Annotated in this window: 15 protein-coding genes; 13 read left to right on the forward strand and 2 right to left on the reverse strand. The window is 70.2% G+C overall.

The features are described 5' to 3' along the window. Genes CFP71_RS30755 through CFP71_RS30780 form a run of 6 tightly spaced genes read left to right on the forward strand, consistent with a single transcriptional unit; the run spans position 1 to position 8503 of the window. Positions 1-1638, forward strand: a complete 1638-nt coding sequence (locus tag CFP71_RS30755; RefSeq protein WP_208636076.1) for a class I adenylate-forming enzyme family protein — start codon at positions 1-3, stop codon at positions 1636-1638. After that, positions 1635-2672: a methyltransferase gene (locus CFP71_RS30760; protein ID WP_093937459.1), complete on the forward strand. Its 1038-nt coding sequence runs from the start codon at positions 1635-1637 to the stop codon at positions 2670-2672. Before CFP71_RS30755 ends, CFP71_RS30760 begins: the two co-directional genes overlap by 4 nt. A gap of 7 nt (positions 2673-2679) precedes the next feature. Next, the gene (locus CFP71_RS30765) at positions 2680-4653 is read left to right on the forward strand and encodes an FAD/NAD(P)-binding protein (RefSeq protein WP_244199905.1); all 1974 of its coding nucleotides are present in this window, start codon (positions 2680-2682) and stop codon (positions 4651-4653) included. Continuing rightward, positions 4638-5444: an SDR family NAD(P)-dependent oxidoreductase gene (locus CFP71_RS30770; protein ID WP_093937460.1), complete on the forward strand. Its 807-nt coding sequence runs from the start codon at positions 4638-4640 to the stop codon at positions 5442-5444. Before CFP71_RS30765 ends, CFP71_RS30770 begins: the two co-directional genes overlap by 16 nt. A gap of 12 nt (positions 5445-5456) precedes the next feature. Then, entirely contained in the window at positions 5457-7115 is a 1659-nt protein-coding gene (locus CFP71_RS30775; RefSeq protein WP_093937461.1) for an FAD-dependent monooxygenase, read from the forward strand. After that, entirely contained in the window at positions 7112-8503 is a 1392-nt protein-coding gene (locus CFP71_RS30780; RefSeq protein WP_093937462.1) for a nitrosuccinate lyase, read from the forward strand. The genes CFP71_RS30775 and CFP71_RS30780 overlap by 4 nt, the downstream gene beginning before the upstream one ends. 340 nt (positions 8504-8843) lie before the next feature. Here the strand turns inward: CFP71_RS30780 and CFP71_RS30785 are convergent, their stop codons facing one another. Continuing rightward, positions 8844-12143 carry a S8 family peptidase gene (locus CFP71_RS30785; protein ID WP_093937463.1) on the reverse strand — a complete coding sequence of 1100 codons (3300 nt, stop codon included), beginning with the start codon at positions 12141-12143 and terminating at the stop codon, positions 8844-8846. 214 nt (positions 12144-12357) lie between these two features. Between CFP71_RS30785 and fabG the strand changes: the two genes are divergently transcribed. The 7 genes from fabG to CFP71_RS30820 all read left to right on the forward strand — a co-directional run bounded on the left by fabG (position 12358) and on the right by CFP71_RS30820 (position 18681). Further along, positions 12358-13119, forward strand: a complete 762-nt coding sequence (gene fabG / locus CFP71_RS30790; protein WP_093937464.1) for a 3-oxoacyl-ACP reductase FabG — start codon at positions 12358-12360, stop codon at positions 13117-13119. Between the two features lie 3 nt (positions 13120-13122). Further along, entirely contained in the window at positions 13123-13575 is a 453-nt protein-coding gene (locus CFP71_RS30795) for a MaoC family dehydratase (protein WP_093937465.1), read from the forward strand. Between the two features lie 91 nt (positions 13576-13666). Further along, positions 13667-14692, forward strand: a complete 1026-nt coding sequence (locus CFP71_RS30800; RefSeq protein ID WP_093937466.1) for a phosphotransferase family protein — start codon at positions 13667-13669, stop codon at positions 14690-14692. Position 14693: 1 nt separating this feature from the next. After that, positions 14694-15917, forward strand: coding sequence for an acyl-CoA dehydrogenase family protein (locus CFP71_RS30805; RefSeq protein ID WP_093937467.1), 1224 nt, complete (start codon positions 14694-14696; stop codon positions 15915-15917). Then, positions 15914-17095 carry an acyl-CoA dehydrogenase family protein gene (locus CFP71_RS30810; RefSeq protein WP_093937468.1) on the forward strand — a complete coding sequence of 394 codons (1182 nt, stop codon included), beginning with the start codon at positions 15914-15916 and terminating at the stop codon, positions 17093-17095. Before CFP71_RS30805 ends, CFP71_RS30810 begins: the two co-directional genes overlap by 4 nt. Further along, positions 17092-18207, forward strand: coding sequence for an acyl-CoA dehydrogenase family protein (locus CFP71_RS30815; RefSeq protein ID WP_093937469.1), 1116 nt, complete (start codon positions 17092-17094; stop codon positions 18205-18207). The genes CFP71_RS30810 and CFP71_RS30815 overlap by 4 nt, the downstream gene beginning before the upstream one ends. An 84-nt stretch (positions 18208-18291) precedes the next feature. Beyond that, positions 18292-18681, forward strand: coding sequence for a DUF7715 family protein (locus CFP71_RS30820; RefSeq protein ID WP_093937484.1), 390 nt, complete (start codon positions 18292-18294; stop codon positions 18679-18681). A 9-nt stretch (positions 18682-18690) separates the two neighbouring features. Here the strand turns inward: CFP71_RS30820 and CFP71_RS30825 are convergent, their stop codons facing one another. Next, on the reverse strand, positions 18691-19308 hold the full coding sequence (locus CFP71_RS30825) for a TetR/AcrR family transcriptional regulator (protein WP_093937470.1): 618 nt from the start codon (positions 19306-19308) through the stop codon (positions 18691-18693). Between the last annotated feature and the right edge of the window lie 22 nt (positions 19309-19330).

A 19330-nucleotide genomic window follows, 5' to 3' on the forward strand; every position in this document is an offset into this window, starting at 1 on the left:
GTGTATCTGCTGGGCACGCACCGGTCCGTCGCCGACCGGCTGAAACTGTCGACAAGGCGTGAGCTGGGCGCGGGGAATTTCTTCTGGCACGTCTGCGAAATCGCCCGCGACCTCGACCGGCCGCTGCTGTTCCGGCACGAGGACGGTGTGGTGGTGGGACATTCCCTCGCCGAACTGCGCGACAAGGTGCTGCGCCGCGCGCACTGGTACGCGGCGGAGGGCGTGGAACCGGGCACGCGGGTCGGTGTCCACCTGCGTGACGGGCTGGCCGGTTTCCTGCACCACATCGCGATCACCGCGCTCGGCGGGGTCACCACGCTGACCAATCCGCGGATGCCGCCGGACACGGCGGCGCATTACTTCGACCGCACGGACACCGCTTTGGTGGTCACCGACACCGAGGTGCCCGCCGTGTCCGGAAGACGGTACGTGGACGAGAAGACGGTCGACGTACCGTGGGACGGCCCGTCTCCCCCGCTGCCGGATCCCCACCGGCACCGGGACGACGACCTGGTGCTGATCTCCCACTCGTCCGGCACCACCGGTGTGCCGAAGCCGACGGCCTTCGCGCACCGCACTTTCTCCGTCGGCAAACGGGAACGGCTCTGGAAGTTCCCTTCCCGGCGAACCGACCGGATGCTCACCGCGCTGCCGCACAGTCATTCCTCCGGGATCAGCTATCTGAGCCTCGCCCTGATGCTCGGAACGCCGACCATGCTGGCCGACGGGACGTCGGGCGAAGCGGTCGCCGAGGCGATGAACGCCTTCCGGCCCACGCTCGTGCTCGGTTTCCCCGGCACCCTCGCGGAACTGCCGATCTCTTCGCTGACGGCGGAAGCGGCGGACACCGTCCACACCTGGATGGGTATGGGCGACGCGTCCCACGAACGGCACATCCGGCCGCTGGTGGCGCTCGGCCACACCACGGCCAACGGGACCCGGTCCGCCGGATCGACCTATGTGGACGGTCTCGGTTCGTCCGAAATGGGCATGGTGCTGTTCAAGCACGTCTACACCGCCGACTCCGCCACCTACGCGCGGGCGATCGGCAAACCGGTGCGGGTGGTCCGCGAGGCCGCCGCCCTCGACGACGCGGGCCGGGTCCTGCCGCCGGGCGAGGCCGGGCTGCTGGGGGTGCGCACGCCGAGCGTCACCCCGGGCTATGTGAACGACGAGACACTGAACCATCTGGCCCGCAGCGGCGACTTCTTCCTCACCGGCGACGTCGTGCGCCAGGACGAGAACGGGACCTGGTACCACCTCGACCGGACGCCGGACGTCATCGAGACCACCGGCGGCGCGGTGTACAGCCTGCCGTTGGAGGAGGTCGTGCTCAACGAGACGAAGGCCCTGGACGCCGCCGTGATCGCGGTGGCCGATCCCGCCGCCGCCGGCCGGTCCCTGCCCGCGGCGGTGGTGCTGTTCGGACACGGCGATCCGCCCGACGCCGAGGAGATCCGCGCCTCGTGCAACCTCGCGCTCGCGCGGGCGGGGCTCGCGACCTTGGCCGCCGTGGTCGTCGCCGGCTCGCGGAGCGAACTGCCGGTGGGTGTCACCGGGAAAGTCCTCAAACGCGAACTCCGGGAAAGGCACCGGGACCTCCTCACCGGTGCCGGGCAGAAGGGATGGCACGGATGACCGCGAACGGGACCGACGAGACGGCCGCGCGCGCCGTGGTCGACATCGTCACCGGGACCTGGCGTTCCCAGGCGCTCTACGCGGCGGTGGCGCTCGGCCTGCCCGACCATCTCGCCGAAGGACACGTCACCAGCGCTTCCCTCGCCGCCCGCGCGCAGGCCGACCCCGACGGCGTCCTCAGGCTGATGCGGCTGCTGGTCGCGATCGGCGTGTTCGACGGCGACGACCGGACCGGCTATCGCCTCACGCCGATCTCCCAGCTGCTGCGCACGGGCACCGCGACCTCGATGCGCGAGATGTGCCGTCTCTACGGCGAGGAGTTCCACCAGGCCTGGGGTTCGGTCGTCACCGCCGTGCGGACGGGGCGTTCCGGTTTCGAGCACGCGTTCGACCGCACCCTCCACGAGTACCTGGCGGAGGTGCCGGGGGCCGGGCAGCGGTTCCTCGACGCCATGAACGCCGGGAGCGCCTTCTTCGCCGACGTCCCCGCCGCGTTCGACTTCACTCGGGGGAAGACGATCGCTGACCTCGGCGGCGGCAGCGGGAATCTGATGTCCACCGTGCTGGAGGCCCATCCCCATCTGCACGGGGTGCTCGTGGACAAGGAACACATGCTGCCGGTGGCCAGGAACCAGCTCGTCGCCCGCGGCTGCGCCGACCGCTGCGAAGTGGTGGCGGGCGACATCTTCGAAGCCGTGCCCAAGGACGTCGATTTCTACCTGCTGTCCCGGATCCTGCAGGACTGGGACGACAGCGAGTGCATCACGCTGCTCACGCATTGCCGCCGCGCCATGGCGGACGAGTCCGCGCGCGTGCTGATCCTGGAGCGGGTCATCCCCGATTCCGGGACCGAGGTGCTGCCGCTGCTGTGGGATCTGCACCTGCTGATGATGGCGGGTGGCCGCGAGCGGACCCTGGCGAGCTACGAGTCCATTCTGGACGGTGCGGGGCTGCGGCTGGAGTCCGTCCATCCGCTGGCGCTGGAGACCACGCTGCTGGTCGCGGCGCCGGCGCGGCCCGACCGGTCGCGGTGACGGCGTCGTGGAGATCTGCATCATCGGCCTCGGACCCCGCGGGCTTTCGGTACTGGAACGGTTGTGCGCGAACGCTTCCGTCCTGGTTCCCGACGGCCGCGAGCTCGTGGTGACCGTCCTCGACTCACATGTGCACGACGGCGGCCTGGTGTGGCATCGGCGCCAGGACCCGCAACTGCTGATGAACACCGTGGCCGCGCAGATCACCATGTTCCTCGACGACACCGTGGAGGCGGCCGGCCCGGTCCGCGAAGGGCCCAGCCTCCACGAATGGGCGAGGTCGCTCGCGGAGGCGCCCTCGTCCGACGAGATCCCGGACGCGGTCCGCGCGGAGGCCGCGACGCTGGGGCCGGATTCCTATCCGTCGCGGGCTTTCTACGGGTCGTACCTGCACTGGACGCTGCGGCGGGTCATCAGGACCGCCCCCGCCGCCGTGCGGATCGTGCTGTGCGCGGAGAAGGCCGTCGATCTGCGGGACGCCGAAGACGGTTCGCAGCGAGTCTGGCTGTCCGGCGGCACCGTGCTCGACCGCCAGGACGTCGTGGTGCTCACCCAAGGCCATCTGGACACGCTCCCGGACCGCGAAGAGGCGGCCATGACGCGGTTCGCCCGGAAACACGGTCTGCGCTATCTCGCTCCGCGCAACCCGGCGGGCGCCGAACTCGACGGGATCGGGCCGGGCGAACCGACCGTCCTCAGAGGAATGGGGCTGGCTTTCTTCGACTACCTGGCACTGCTGACCGAGGGCCGGGGCGGCCGGTTCCTCCGCACCGGCGACGGTCTGGTCTACCGGCCGTCCGGCCGCGAGCCCCGGCTGATCACCGGATCCCGGCGTGGCGTTCCCTACCACTCGCGCGGCGAGAACCAGAAGGGTGCTTTCGGCAGGCACGAGCCGTTGTTCCTCACCACGGAGGTGATCGAGCGGCTGAGCGGACGCCCGGAGCCCGCCGACTTCCGCGCCGACGTGTGGCCGCTGATCGACCGCGAGGTCCGCGCGGTGTTCTACGCGGCGCTGGTGCGTGATCGCGAATCACCGGCGAGAGCCCGGGAATTCACGCGGGCCTTCGTCGAGGCCGCGGGTGATGGGGCGCCGGTCCCGTTGGATCCACTGGCGCCGGCATCGTCACCGGAGGAAGAACGGGTGCTCGCCGAGTTCGGTGTCGAGACGCGGTGGGATTGGCGCCGCGTGGCGCGGCCGATCCCGGCGGACGCCCTCACCGGCACCGGCCCGTTCCGCGGCTGGCTTCGGTCCTATTTGGACGAAGACATCTCCGAAGGGCGGCGGGGCAACGTGCTCAGCCCGCTCAAGGCCGCGCTCGACGTGCTCCGGGACCTGCGCAACGAGATCCGGCTCGTGGTCGATCACGGCGGTCTCTCCGGCGACTCCTACCGCGACGATCTCCAGGGCTGGTACACGCCGCTGAACGCGTTCCTCTCGATCGGCCCGCCCGTGCGGCGCGTCGAGGAGATGGCGGCGCTGATCGACAGCGGCGTGCTGAGCGTCCTCGGCCCGGGTTTGCGCGTCCAGGCCTCGCCGGACGCCCGCCGGTTCATCGCGCGCTCCGCGCGGCTGCCCGACGTCACCGAAGCCGCCACCACCCTGATCGAGGCGCGGCTGCCCGACGCCGACCTCCGCCGGACCCAGGACCTGCTGCTGCGGAACCTGCTGGCACGAGGCGAATGCCGCCTTCACCGGATCCCGATCTCCCAGGGCGGTTCGTATCCGACCGGTGGCCTCGCCGTCACCCGCCGCCCGTATCGCCTGGTGGACCTCGGCGGCAGGCCGCACCCCCGCCGGTTCGCCTTCGGCGTGCCCACCGAGACCGTGCACTGGGTGACCGCGGCGGGAATCCGCCCTGGCGTCAACTCGGTCATCTTGACCGACGCGGACGCCGTCGCCAGGGCCGCGCTCGAAATCACGCTGTCGGACTCCGCACCATCCCAACCGAAGGAATCAGGAGAATCATGGATCTACAGCTGACCGGCCGCGTCGCGGTGGTCACCGGCGCTTCCAAGGGGATAGGGCTCGCGATCGCCCGGACACTGCGCGAGGAAGGCGCCCGGGTCGTCGCGGTGTCCCGCAAGAGCAGTCCGGAACTCGACCTGCTCGCCGGGGCCGATCTGACGCACGTCGCGGCCGACCTGATGGATCCCGACGCGCCGGCGGAGGTGGTGGCGCGGGCCGCGGACCTCTACGGCGGCCTCGACATCCTGGTGAACAACGCGGGCGGGCCGCCACCGGGAGTGATCCTGCCGCGCGCCTCGTTCCTGGACGCCACGGACGAGGAGTGGGGGAAGATGTTCGAGTTCAACCTGTTCTCCGCCGTGCGCGCCATCCGGGCCGCGCTGCCGCTGATGATCGAACGCGGCGGCGGGTCGATCGTCAACATCTCCTCGTGCAACGCGCGGCAGCCCTCCCCCATCAACGTCGACTACGGGGCGGCCAAGGCGGGCATGAACAACGTGAGCAAGGTGCTCTCGGACGAATTCGGGCCGCGGGGCATCCGGGTGAACGTGGTCTCCCCCGGCCCGGTCCGCACCGCCTGGTGGACCGAGGAGGGCGGCGTCGCCGATCTGTTCGCGGCCAAGACCGGGAAGGATCCCGAAACCGTGATGACCGAGGTGGTCCCGGAAATGATGGGCCTGGCCACCGGCCGGATCGCCGACCCGCAGGAGATCGCCGCCGTGGTCGCGCTGCTGGCCTCACCGTTTTCGGTCAACACCACCGGGGCGGAGTTCGCGGTGGATTCCGGGTTCGTCAAGACGATCTAGAGGGGAACGGTCATGAACGCACCGGCGAGGACTCCGGTCGCCATCGTGGGAGGCGGGCCGGTGGGCCTGTTGCTCGCCCTGTTCCTCGACCGCCACGGCGTCCCGTCGGTGGTGTTCGACCTCGCGGAGTCCACATCGGACCAGCCCCGCGGCAGCACGCACGGTGCCCGCAGCATGGAGCACTACCGGCGGCTCGGCCTGGCGGACGAGGTCCGGCGGCTCGGCCTTCCTTGGGACTATTCGACGGACATCGCGTTCTACACCCACTACAACGGGTTCCGGCTCGCCCGCAATCGCCGCCCCGCCGTGCGGGACCTGATGCGCGAAGTCGCTTCGGGACCCCGCACGGCGCAGGTCCCCGAACCCATGCACCGCGCCAACCAGATGTACGTCGAAAAGTTGCTGTACCGCCGGGCCCGCACCCGGACGCGCATCGATCTGCGGTTCGGCTGGCGGGTGACCGGGCTCGCCGCCGACGCGGACGGCGTCGATGTCCGGGCCGAGAACGCCCAAGGCCAGGCCCGTGTCTGGCGCGCGGGCCACGTGGCGGGCTGTGACGGCGCCCGCGGCGTCGTCCGGCCCCACCTCGGCTCCCGGTACGCCGGAGCGGGCGGGGTGGAGCAGGAGATCCTCGGCGGGCGCACGGTCGCGGCGCATCTGCGCATTCCCACGCTGTACCGGGACTTCCTGGTCGACGGCGGGGCGTGGAGTCACTGGGCGGTGAACACCGATCTGGTGCTGAACCTCATCGCGCTCAACGGGAAGGACGAGTTCTTCCTGCTCACCAGCTCGGCCGATCCGGACTCGGCACCCGACGGGGAGCTCGTCTCGCTCGTACGGCGGGCGGCGGGCGCTCCGGTCCCGGTCACGGTGCTCGGCAGACGGCCGTGGACGTCGGGGATGGCGCTGGTCGCGGACGACTTCGGCACGGACCGGGTGTTCCTGGCCGGCGACGCGGCGCATCTGTTCACACCGAACGGCGGTTTCGGGATGAACACCGGGCTCGACGACGCGGCGAACCTGGCCTGGAAGCTGGCCGCGGCGGCGCAGGGCTGGGCCGGGCCCGGCCTGCTCGCGTCCTACCACCGGGAGCGGCGGCCCATCGCGATCCGCAACACCGGCGCGGCCCGGGAACTCAACCTGGGCCTGGCGAACGTCGCGCGGCCTCGCTGCGTCGAACAGGACACCGACGAGGGCCGCGCGGAACGCCGACGGCTCGGGCGGCTGCTGGCGGACTACGGCGACCGGACGCTCGACACCCTCGGGATCCAGCTCGGCGCGCGGTACGACGGCTCCCCGATCGTCGACGGCACGGACGACCCGCCCGCGGATTCGTTCGACAGCTATTCCCCGAGCAGTGTGCCGGGAGGCCGGGCGCCGCATCTGTGGCTGGACGACACCCGCGTGACCGGCAGCTCGCTCTTCGACCACTTCGGCGTCGGATTCACGCTGCTCCGCCTGGGACCGAAGGCACCGCCCGCCGTCGGCCTGCGCACCGAGGCGGCACGGCGGAACATCCCGCTCAAGGTGCTCGATCTGGTCGATCCGCTGGCCCGCGACCTCTACGAACGGGATCTGGTGCTGATCCGGCCCGACCAGCACGTGGCCTGGCGGGGCAACCATGTCGACCGGCCCGACCGGCTGCTCGCCACCGTGACGGGCGCGAAATGAGCGCGACGGACTCCGGGCTGCTTTCCCCGGTGCGGGCCGGGACATCGGTCGAAGCGGCCACGGCCGACGAGTCGTGGCTCCAGGCGCTCCTGGACGCGGAGGCGGGTTTGGCCCGCGCGCAGGCAGAACTCGGCGTCATCCCGGCCGAAGCCGCCGAACGCGTCGGCGCCGTCGTGAAGGCCGTCGACCTGGTGAGCCTCGCGAGACGGAGCCGCGAAGCCGCGAACCCGGTGGTGGCCCTGGTCGCCGACCTGACCGCGCTGGTCGCCGAGGTCGATCCGGAAGCCGCGGAGTACGTCCATCGCGGGTCGACCAGCCAGGACATCGCCGACAGCGCCGCGATGCTGGTCGCGCACCGGGCGACCGGGCTGATCCTGGCCGAACTGGAGCGGGTGACCGAAGGGCTCGCCAGACTCGCGGAGGAGCACCGGGACCTGGTCATGCCTGGCCGCACACTCGCTCTCCAGGCGGTGCCGGTGACCTTCGGGCTGAAGGCGGCCGGATGGCTCCAGTCGGTCCTGGCCGCCGAAGACGGGCTGCGCCGCGCGCGAGCCGCGCTTCCCGCGCAGCTCGGTGGCGCCGCGGGCACCCTCGCCGGGTACGTCGAGTTCGCCCGGCCCCGGCTCGGCGAAGGCCGGGAAAGGTATCCCGAAGAACTCCTCGCCGGATTCGCCCGCGCGCTGGGCCTCGCCACACCCGTGCTGCCGTGGCACACCGCCCGCGCCCCGCTGGCCGGACTGGGCTCGGCGCTGGCGATCGTCTCCGGGGCGCTCGGCAAACTGGCCATCGACGTCCAGACGTTGTCCCGTACGGAAATCGGCGAGGTCTCCGAACCCGCGGGCGCCGCGCGGGGCGTGTCCTCGGCGATGCCGCACAAGCGGAATCCGGTGCTGGCCACGCTGATCCGCACGGCCGCGCTCCAGGTGCCCGCGCTCGCCCTGATCCTGACCCAGGCCATGCTCGCCGAGGACGAGCGGCCCGGCGGCGCGTGGCACGCCGAAGGGCTGCCGTTGCGCGAGTGTCTCCGGCTGACCGGTGGCGCCGCCACCACCGCGGCCGAACTGGTGGAGGGACTGGTGGTGCATCCGGACCGGATGCGGGAGAACCTGGACCGGACCGGCGGCCTGATCCTGACCGAACGGCTCGCCGCCGTCCTGTCGCCGTCGCTGGGCCGGGTCGCGGCGAAGGCCTTGATGACCGAAGTCGCGGCCGAAGCCGCGCGCACCGGCGGTTCCCTCGGCGAGACACTGCTGGCCGACCCGGTGCTCGCCGCCCGGTTCGACGGCGAGGACCTGACGGCCCTGCTGGCTCCCGAGGGGTACACGGGCGCGGCCGGCCGGCTGGTGGATCGCGCGCTGACCGACTACCGGCGGCGCCGGGAGGGTTAGGGCAAACGTGTCGCGTCAGGTGGCCGGTCCGTGAAGGCCTCCTTCCCTACCTTCAGAGTAGGGAAGGAGGCCTTCATGCCTTGCGCAGCACGTGACTCATGTGTCCACAAAGGACACTTTTAGCGGGACGAATGTCCACTTTCTGCCTAAATGTTTGGTTTCACGCGGGGGTCGTGAGTGGCAAAGAGGGTTAGAACCCTCTTTGCCACTCACGACCCCCTTCCGAAATAGTGCCAATCGCCGAAATAGGGCGCCTAAGTCCCGAAAACCGTCCCTTATGGACACTCGAGAGAGTCGCCGGGGCTCGTTGGCAAACCCGCTCCAGCCTCCGACACGACACTCACCGCAGGCGGTAGGCGTTCGTGATCGTCTGCGTCACCGAGTTCCCGGCCGAATCCGTCGCCGACAGCCGCAGCGACACGAAGGGCGAGGAGCCGAACGGCGGCGTGACGACGAAGGCCTGCCGCCGCGGACCGCTGCCGAAGACGAGCTGCCGTCGCCAGGTTTTCCCGCCGTCGAAAGAAGCCTCGGCGGTGACCTGCCGGAGAGTGCCCGTCATTCCCGCTGACCGCTCGACCTCGATCGGCACGGCGAGCGGGAACAGGCGCCAGGTGTCGTTGGCCGGGCCGAGCGACGGGGTGGCCTTCAGCGTCATGAGCGGCAGCGGCGTCTCCCCTGCCGTCCGCTGCGAGCGGAACTTCCACGACATGGCCACGGTGCCGGACAACTCGGCGTTGGCGCCTTCCGGCCGTTTCGCGTCGACGGTCAGCGTGTAGTCGCCCGCTTCGGGCGGCACGGTGAAGGTGACCGGGCCGGCGTTCGGCCAGATGTGGCCGGGAACCTTGGGGACCGAACCGATCTCCTTCCCGTTCCGCGACACCCGCGTCGTGCCTTCCATCGCCGAAACGCTGACGCGCTCACCCCTCGCCGAAAGCAGCGGAAGCAGGACGCTGAAGGTGTCACCGTCACGGACCGTCTTGGTCAGCTTTCCCAGGGTCGGACCGACGACCGCGCGATTCCAGTCCTCTTCGGACTTCTGACCCGGGCGGTATTCCACCCCCGAGGCGGTTTCGTGGATGTCACCCAAAGTTCCGTTGGAGCCGACCCGTTCCACGAAGAGCCGCTTCAGCCAGCGGATCTTCCCGGCGGTGTAGAACTCCTCGCGCGTCGAGGGCAACTGTGCCTGAGCGGTGAGGAACCAGGCGTTGCCGAGGGCGACTTCGTTGTCGTAGGGCGAGGGCAGCACGTGCAGGTTGCCCCATTGCCTGCCGGTGGAGGCGTAGGTGGCGTTCACCTTCGCCAGTTCGTGGTCGCGCACCCGGTACGCGGAAACGTCGGGAACCCGGCCTTTGCTGGGGAATTGCAGGTTGTAGACGTACGGGCTGTTCTCCGAACGGCCCTCGGCGGTCTGCTTGCTCAGCATGGTCGTGACGAGGAAGTCGAAGTCGGGCACGTCCGTGCGGGTGGGGGCGACGTAGGAGAACTGCTCTTCATGGAAGAGCCTCGGCTGATACCACGAATGGCTCGTCGCTCCCCGGCCCGCGACCCGTTCGGAGAAGACGACGATCTGACCGTTCGAACTGGCGTCCTCGCGATCCGTCCGCACCGTCACGGGTTTCGCCGATCGTCCGTCCAGCACCACTTCCCGGTTCCGGTCGAGCACGAAACCCGGCTCGCTGACCAGGTTCGACCCCGTCGGCTCGTTGATCTGCGCGACGAACAGGTAGCGGCCCTGCGGCAACCGGACCGGCCCGCCGCCTTCCCGTGCGTCGTAGATCTTCGTGTCGCCACTGTCCAGATTGGTCACGATCAGGATGCCGCTCGGCCCCTGCGGACCGGGGCCGTTGCCCTTGCGGTCGAAGAGCTTGACGTCGGCCGTGAAGACCTCGCGCTGCAGGTCTGCGCCGATCAGGCTGCGGACTTCGGCGCCGGAGGCGGACGTGGCGAGCAGGGTGCCGCCATACGCGCCGCGAGGTTTCTGCCCGGGGTGCACGGTGACCACCGCGGTCGCGGTCGCCCCGGCCGGCACGGTGATCCGCGGCCGGTCGACCGTGAACAGGCCGTCGACAGCGGGCTTCCCGTTCTCGTCGCGGACGTCCAGCCGCAGATCGAGATCGACGGGCGCGTCCCCGCTGTTGCGGTAGGTGATCTCCCGGGTCAGCGGTTTCGGGTCGGCCACCGGAACGGTGCCGAAGGCCAGCGTGCTGACGTCGGCGTTCACGCGCTGCCCGACAGCCTTGGCGACGTCGGTGCGTCCCGCTCCCTGCTGGAAGACGGTCAGTCCTTCAGCCGGCTTCGCGCTGCCCGTGAGACCGGCCTTGATCTGCTCCGGCCGCCAGTCGGGATGCTGCTGGACGAGCAACGCCGCCGCGCCCGCAACATGCGGCGTCGCCATCGAGGTGCCCGACATCGGCTGGTAGCCGCCGCCGGCTTTCGCCGCGACGATCTCCACGCCCGGCGCGGTGATCTCCGGCTTGACCGCGTTGTCGCCCTTGCGCGGCCCCTTGCCGGAGAACGACGCGAGCGCGTCGGCCCGGTCCACCGCGCCGACGGTGAGTGCCGCGTCGGCGCTGCCCGGCGATCCGATCGTGCCCGCGCCGCGTTCCCCGTCGTTGCCCGCGGCGATCACGAACAGGACGCCGTGCTCCTCGCTGAGCCGGTTCACCGCCGCTTCCAGCGGATCGATGTCCTCGCCGTCTTCACCGCCGAGGCTCAGGTTGATCACCTTGGCGCCTTCGGCGACGGCCCACTCCATCCCGCTGATGATCTCCGACCAGCCGCCGCTGCCGTCGTCCCCCAGCACCTTGCCCACGAGCAGCCCGGCGTCGGGCGCGACACCCTTGAGCCGTCCGGCGGACGCCGCACCGGACCCGAGGATGGTCGAGGCGACGTGGGTGCCGTGGCCGTGCCGGTCGGTGGGGTCGCCACCGCCGGAGAAGTCCTTGGCGGCGACCACCTTGCCCGCCAGATCCGGGTGACCGGCGTCGACACCGGTGTCCAGCACCGCGACCTTGACGTCCTTGCCGGTGAACCCGCTCCGCCAGGCCTGCGGCGCGCCGATCTGGGGCACGCTGTGGTCGAGGTTCGCCTTGACCCGGTGGTCCAGCCACACCTTCCGCACCGAAGCCGCGTGAGGGCCGGTCAACGTGGACCAGAACTCGCCCGCGCGCTCCTTGGGCTGGGCGAACGCGGTCGCGCCGACGCTGTCGAGCCGCCGGACCGCGGTCGCGCCCGCGACGGCCACCGCACCGTACTGCCGCACGATCAGCGGGAGGGTCGATCGCGCGCTGTCGTCGTAGCCGTCGGCGAGCAGCCGGTCGATCCGGAACAGCCGCTCGTCCAAGACGCCCTTCGCCACCAGCGGGAGGGCGTCGGCCGGGTAGACCGACCAGCCGTCCTTGTCCTGGCTGCGCTGGAAGCCCATCCGTTCGCGGCCGGGTCCCGGCCGCACGGAGAGGGCGGGCACCTCGCCTCGCCGCTCCTGCACGGTGATCCGGTCACCGGTGATCAGGGTGAGGGTGCGCGGGCCGGGCGCCGCGGCGCTCTCCTCCGGTGACAGGCCGGGCGCGGCCTGCGCGCCGGTCGCTCCGAGCATGGTCACCAGGAGCAGGCCTGCCAGGACAGGGGCTCTTCGGCGCATGTGGCACCTCCGTTTGCGCTCGTATCGGTGCGCCGAGGCTTTCGGAAGTGCAGGTCGGAGCGCTATACGTCGGGACCGATCAGGTCGCCCGGAATATCCGTTCGGGCACGGGCCCACCCATCGTGACGACGATCACAGGGGGCGCATCCCTATAAACCAACCGCTTAGTACGGCAGACTCGGCGTCACTTCCACTCGACGACGAGGAGTCACCCGTGACCGAACATCCCTCCCGCGTAGCGATCGTCACCGGCGCCGGCCGCGGCATCGGCGCGGCGGTGGCCAAGCGGCTCGCTTCCGACGGGTTCGCCGTCGGCCTGCTGGACCTCGACGAGGCGGGCGTCAAGCAGGGTGCCGAGGCGATCGTCGCCGAGGGCGGCAAGGCCGTCGGCGTCTCGCTGGACGTCAACGACGCGGCACAGGTCGAAGCCGCGGTGACCCGGGTGGCCGAGGAACTCGGCGCGCCGACCGTGCTGATCAACAACGCCGGCATCACCCGCGACAACCTGCTGTTCAAGATGACCGAACAGGACTGGGACTCGGTGCTGGGCGTGCACCTGAAGGGCTCGTTCCTGATGACCCGCGAGGTGCAGAAGTACCAGACGCAGGAGAAGTGGGGCCGCATCGTCAACCTGTCCAGCACGTCGGCGCTGGGCAACCGCGGCCAGGTCAACTACTCCGCGGCCAAGGCGGGCATGCAGGGCTTCACCAAGACCCTCGCGATCGAACTGGGCAAGTTCAACGTCACCGCGAACGCCATCGCCCCGGGCTTCATCGCCACCGACATGACCGCGGCGACCGCCGAGCGGATCGGCATGACGTTCGAGGACTTCAAGGCGGCGGCCGCGTCGCAGATCCCGGTGCAGCGCGTCGGCACCCCCGACGACATCGCCAACCTCGCGTCGTTCCTGGTGAGCGACGGCGCCGGGTTCATCTCCGGCCAGGTCATCTACGTCGCCGGCGGACCGAAGGACTGAGCCATGCGCGAATTCGCCTCCCTGCAGGAGTTCGAGAACGCCGTCGGCGAGCACTTCGGCTACAGCGAATGGCTCACGCTCACCCAGGACCGGGTGAACCTGTTCGCCGACGCCACCGACGACCACCAGTGGATCCACGTCGACGTCGAGAAGGCGGCCGAAGGCCCGTTCGGGGCGCCGATCGCCCACGGCTTCCTGACGCTGTCGCTGATCTCGGGCTTCGTCGGGAAGCTCTACCGGGTCCACGGACTGAAGATGGGCATCAACTACGGCCTGAACAAGGTCCGGTTCCCCCAGCCGGTCAAGGTGGGCTCGAAGATCCGCGCGGGCGCCGAACTGGTCGAGGTCACCGACGTCACCGGTGGCAAACAGGCCGTCGTCCGGTGGACGATCGAGATCGCCGGCGAGCCGAAGCCGGCGTGTGTCGCGGAGATGGTCGTCCGGCTGATCGCCTGAGCGGGTGACCTCCGGCACCTCGCCGGGCCACCACTACCCGACATACCGACCGGTCGGTACTGTAACCGGAAAGCGAGACGCTGGAGGCACCATGAACCAGACCGACCTGCCGGGCCTCGACCTGGCCAGGCTCAAGGCCCATCTGGACGAGCACCGGCCGGGCCTCGTCCAGGGCGACCTGAGCGGCGAGGTCGTGGAAGGGGGCCGGTCCAACCTCACCTACATCGTGGGCGACGGCCGGTCCCGCTGGGTGGTGCGCCGCCCGCCGCTGGGCCACGTCCTGCCGACGGCGCACGACATGGGCCGCGAGTTCCGGGTGATCTCCGGTCTGCACGGCACGGCCGTCCCGGTGCCGGAAACGGTGCTGCTGTGCGAGGACACCGACGTCATCGGCTCGCGGTTCTACGTGATGGAGTTCGTGGCGGGCACGCCTTTCCGCTCGGACACCGAACTGGCCGCGCTGGGCCCCGCCCGGACGAAGGCGATCGCGGACGAGCTCGTCGACACCCTCGTCGAGCTGCACGCCGTCGACCCGGAGTCGGTGGGGCTCGGCGATTTCGGCCGTCCGGAGGGCTTCCTCGAACGCCAGCTGCGGCGCTGGAAGAAGCAGCTCGACGGAAACCGCAGCCGCGATCTCCCCGGCGTCGACGAACTGCACGACCGGCTCGCCTCGTCGGTGCCGGAATCGGGCAAGCCGTCGATCGTCCACGGCGACTACCGGCTGGACAACGTGCTGGTGAACGCCGACGACCGGATCACCGCGGTGCTGGACTGGGAGATGTCCACCCTCGGCGATCCGCTGACCGACCTCGCGCTCCTGGTGGCCTACGCCGAACGCGACAAGGTGTCCTTGCAGTTCGTGTCCAATGCCAGCTCGGCGCCGGGTTACCCGCGCAACGACGAGGTCGTCGCGCGGTACGCCGAGCGTTCGGGCCGCGACGTCTCCCGGCTCGACTGGTACGTGAGCTTCGCCTTCTTCAAACTCGCGGTGATCCTGGAAGGCATCCACCTCCGCTACAGCAAGGGGCAGACCGTCGGTGCCGGGTTCGACGGCATCGGGTCGGGCGTCGTCCCGTTGATCGCGCACGGAATCGAGACTCTCAAGGAAGAGGCATAAGATGGATTTCGCCTTCGACGCGAAAACCGAGGAGCTGCGGGGAAAACTCCTCGAGTTCATGGATTCGCACATCTACCCGGCCGAGGCCGTCTTCGAGGCTCAGCTGGCCGAGCGCGAAAGCGAATGGTCGCAGCCGCCGGTCGTCGAGGAGCTGAAGGCCGAGGCCCGCAAACGCGGACTGTGGAACTTCTTCCTCCCCGGTGACCACGGCGCGGGGCTGACGAACCTGCAGTACGCGCCGCTGGCCGAGATCACCGGCCGCAGCATCCGGCTGGCCCCGACCGCGCTGAACTGCGCGGCGCCGGACACCGGGAACATGGAAGTCCTCACCATGTTCGGCACCGACCGGCAGAAGAAGCAGTGGCTCCAGCCGTTGCTGGACGGCGAGATCCGGTCCGCGTTCGCGATGACCGAGCCCGACGTCGCCTCCTCCGACGCGCGTAACATCGCCACCAGCATCCGCCGGGACGGCGACGAGTACGTCGTCAACGGCCGCAAGTGGTACATCTCCGGCGCGATGAACCCGAACTGCAAGATCTTCATCGTGATGGGCAAGACCGATCCCGACGGCCCACCGCACAAGCAGCAGAGCATGATCCTGGTCCCCCGCGACACTCCCGGCATGACCGTGAAGCGCGGCATGCACGTGTTCGGCTACACCGACGGCGATCACGGCGGGCACGCCGAAGTGTTCTTCGAGGACGTCCGAGTGCCCGCGGAGAACCTCATCGCCGGTGAGGGTGACGGATTCGCCGTCGCGCAGGCCCGCCTCGGACCGGGCCGGATCCACCACTGCATGCGTGCCATCGGCATGGCCGAGCGCGCGCTGGAACTGATGTGCCGCCGGGCGCTCTCACGCGAGACCTTCGGCAAGCCGATCGCCGAACAGGGCGTGGTGCAGGACTGGATCGCCGAAGCGCGGGTCAAGATCGAGCAGCAGCGGCTGCTGGTGCTCAAGACCGCGTGGCTGATGGACACCGTCGGCAACCAGGGCGCGCACACCGAGATCCAGGCGATCAAGATCTCCACGCCGATCACCGTCGAATGGATCCTCGACAAGGCCGTGCAGCTGTTCGGCGCGGGCGGGGTCAGCCAGGACTTCCCGGTCGCCGAGATGTGGGCGCAGGTCCGGACGCTGCGGCTCGCCGACGGCCCGGACGAGGTGCACAAGCGCTCGCTGGCGCACCGTGAACTGAAGAAGTACCGCGGGGAGGCTTCGAAGTGACCACTGTGGACGATCTGAAGCGGCGCGTGGCCGATCTGCTGGCCGCGTATCCGCCGGAAAGCACGCCGCGCCAGGACTTCCTCGACGCACGGTTCGACGCCGGGCTGGCGTGGATCCACTTCCCCGAGGGGCTGGGCGGCCTGAGCGCGCTGCGTTCACTCCAGTCCGTCGTGGACAAGGAGCTCGCCGCGGCGGGCGCGCCGGACAACGACAAACGGCGGATCGGGATCGGCCTCGGGATGGCCGCGCCGACCATTCTCGCCTTCGGCACGCCCGAACAGCACCAGCGCTTCCTGCGTCCACTGTGGACTGAACGCGAGGTGTGGTGCCAGCTGTTCAGCGAGCCGGGCGCCGGATCCGACCTCGCCGCGCTGGGCACCCGCGCGGTCCGCGACGGCGACGACTGGGTGGTCACCGGGCAGAAGGTCTGGACGTCGGGCGCGCACAAGTCGCAGTGGGCCATCCTGGTCACCCGCACCGATCCCGACGTGCCGAAACACCGCGGCATGACGTACTTCCTGTGCGACATGACCGCGCCGGGCGTGGAGGTCCGGCCGCTGCGCCAGATCACCGGCGAGGCCGAGTTCAACGAGGTCTTCCTCAGCGAGGTCCGCATCCCCGACGCGCACCGCCTCGGCGCGGTCGGCGAGGGCTGGAAGGTCGCGCAGACCACGCTGATGAACGAGCGGGTCGCGATCGGCGGCACCGAGTTCCCACGGGACGGCGGCATGGTCGGCGTCGTCACGGACGTCTGGCGGGAGCGGCCGGAGCTGCGGACGTCCGAACTGCACGACAGGCTGCTGAAACTGTGGGTGGAGAGCGAAAGCCTGCGCCTGGTGAGTTCGCGGCTGCGGCAGCAACTCGCCGCCGGCGCGCCGGGCCCGGAGGGTTCCGCGGTCAAGGTCGCGTTCTCCGAACTGAACCAGGCCGCGTCCGGGCTGGAGATCGAACTGCTCGGTGACGAAGGCCTGCGCTACGACGACTGGACGATGCGGCGTCCCGACGGCGTGAACTTCCTCGGCCGCGAAGCCGGCTACCGCTATCTGCGCGCGAAGGGGAACTCGATCGAGGGCGGCACCTCGGAGGTCCTGCGCAACATCATCGCCGAACGCGTGCTGGGACTGCCGTCCGAGCCGCGGATCGACAAGGACGTCGCCTGGAAGGACCTGCCCCGATGAGCGACCTGTTGTACTCAGAGGTCGAAGAGGACCTTCGCGCCAGCGTCCGCGACCTGTTCCGCGACCGCGCGGAACCGGCGGCCCTGATCACCAGGACCGAGACGGCCGAACCGTACGACCTGTCGTTGTGGCGCACGCTCGCCGCCGACCTCGGCGCGGCCGGTCTCGCCGTCCCGGAGGCGCTGGGCGGGCACGGCGCCTCGGCGCGCGAAGTCGCCGTCGTGATGGAAGAACTCGGGCGCAGTGTCGCCCCCGTGCCCTATCTCGGCAGCGCCGTCCTGGCGACGTCGGCCTTGCTGGCGACCGACACCTCGCAGGCGGAAGTGGCGGAGAAGCTCGGGAAACTGGCCGCGGGCGCGCTCATCGGCGCGCTGGCCGTACCGCTGTCGACGGCGCCCGGCGCCGAGTTCCCGTCGACGGTCACCGCGGCCGCGGACGGGACGCTCAGCGGCGGGATCCGCAGTGTCGCCGACGGCTCGGTGGCCGAGCTGATCGTCGTCCCGGCGGTAGGGCCCGACGGTCCCGGCCTCTACACGGTCGACGCGGCTTCGGCGGGCGTGACGGTCACCGAGGCGATTTCCCTGGACCTGACCCGGCGCATCGCCGACGTCACCTTGGAGAACGTGGCCGCGAAACGCGTCGCCGACGCCACGACGGCGGCGTCCGCGCTGGACACGGCCCTCGTGACGGCGGCGGGACTGCTCGCCTCGGAACAGCTCGGGATCGCCGAATGGGCGCTGACCGAAACGGTGCGCTATCTCAAGGAGCGCTACCAGTTCGGCCGCCAGGTCGGGTCCTTCCAGTCGCTGAAACACCGGCTGGCGAACCTGTACACGGATCTGGTCAACGCCAGGGCGACCGCGCGCTACGCCGCCGACTGCCTGGCTTCCGGCGAGGACATCGCGATCGCCGTCGCGGTGGCGCAGGCCCGGAACTCCCCCATCGCCGTCCACGCCGCCGAAGAGGCTGTCCAGCTGCACGGCGGGATCGGCATGACCTGGGAACACCCCGCGCACCTGTACCTGAAGCGGGCGAAGAGCGACGAGATCGCCTTGGGAACTCCAGGACGGCATCGCGCGGCCCTCGCGCCGCTGATCGACCTGCCCGCCTGATCTCCCCCGGCGGGGTCCGGCCCGGAAAGTGTCGGACCCCGCCGGTACAACCTGTTCGAACAAATGATCGAACAGGGAGTCATCATGAAACTACTCGTGGCCACCTCGCAGACCCAGGGCGAGCGGGCGAACGACTTCAACCACTGCGTCGAGGGCGAGCTGCTCTGGATCGCGCCGTGCTGCGACGACGGCGAGAGCTCGCCCGATTCCCACTGCGGCTGCGGCCGGTCGTTCGGCGGCTTGAACTCGCATCGCGGGACGACGACAGCACTCGTCGCGGAACTGCCCGGTTTCACCTGCTCCGACTACGCCGAGGCGTTGCGGTCGAGCCTGGCCGCCCAGGGCTGGCCTCCCTCGGCCGCCGACGAGGTGGCGGCGGGATTGCTCGCCTTCGCCTTCAACTGGGAGGTGGGAGCGGTGCTCGAACGCCGGTGCGACCTGTTCGTCGAACGCCTGGTGACAGCGCCGGGCTGAGCTGCGTCGCTACTCGGGGCGCAACGAGGCCAGCAGGAGATCGGCGAAGTGGTCACCGATCTGGCGGGCCGAGAGCGCGCCGCCGCGCCGGTACCAGGAACCGAGGTGGTGCACCGAGCCGAAGAAGAAGTCGACGATCACGTCGGCCGGTTTGTCCGCACGGAACTCGCCGGACGCCTGGCCTTCCTCGATCAGCGTGCGGAACCGCTCGTGGTACTTGCGGCGTTCCGCGCGGACGGCCTTCTGCTTCTCCACGCTGAGCTGGTGCATGGACTGCATGAAGATCGTGTTGTCGTCGAGGTTGTCGATCGTGCTGACGACGACGTCGGAGGCGGCGGACCGCAGCCGCTCCCGCAGCGGCGCCTCACTCGAAGCCACCTTTTCCAATTGCTCGGTCTGCGCGCGCAGCACCCGGGCGTAGATCTCGTAAAGGAGGTCGTCCTTGGAGCCGAAGTAGTGGTACATCGCGCCCTTGGTGACCCCGGCCGCCTCGACGATCTCCTGCACGGAGGTGCGGTCGAAGCCCTTCTTGGCGAAGAGCTTCGTGGCGTGCGACAGCAGACGGCGCGGGACGGCGGCCTGATCTTCGCCGCTCGCCTCGGCCTTCCTGGTGGTCGCTCGTGTCATGGCCGGCCCCTTCTCGTGCGGA

Origin of the sequence: Amycolatopsis thailandensis (assembly GCF_002234405.1) — a bacterium.
GTDB lineage: Bacteria > Actinomycetota > Actinomycetes > Mycobacteriales > Pseudonocardiaceae > Amycolatopsis > Amycolatopsis thailandensis.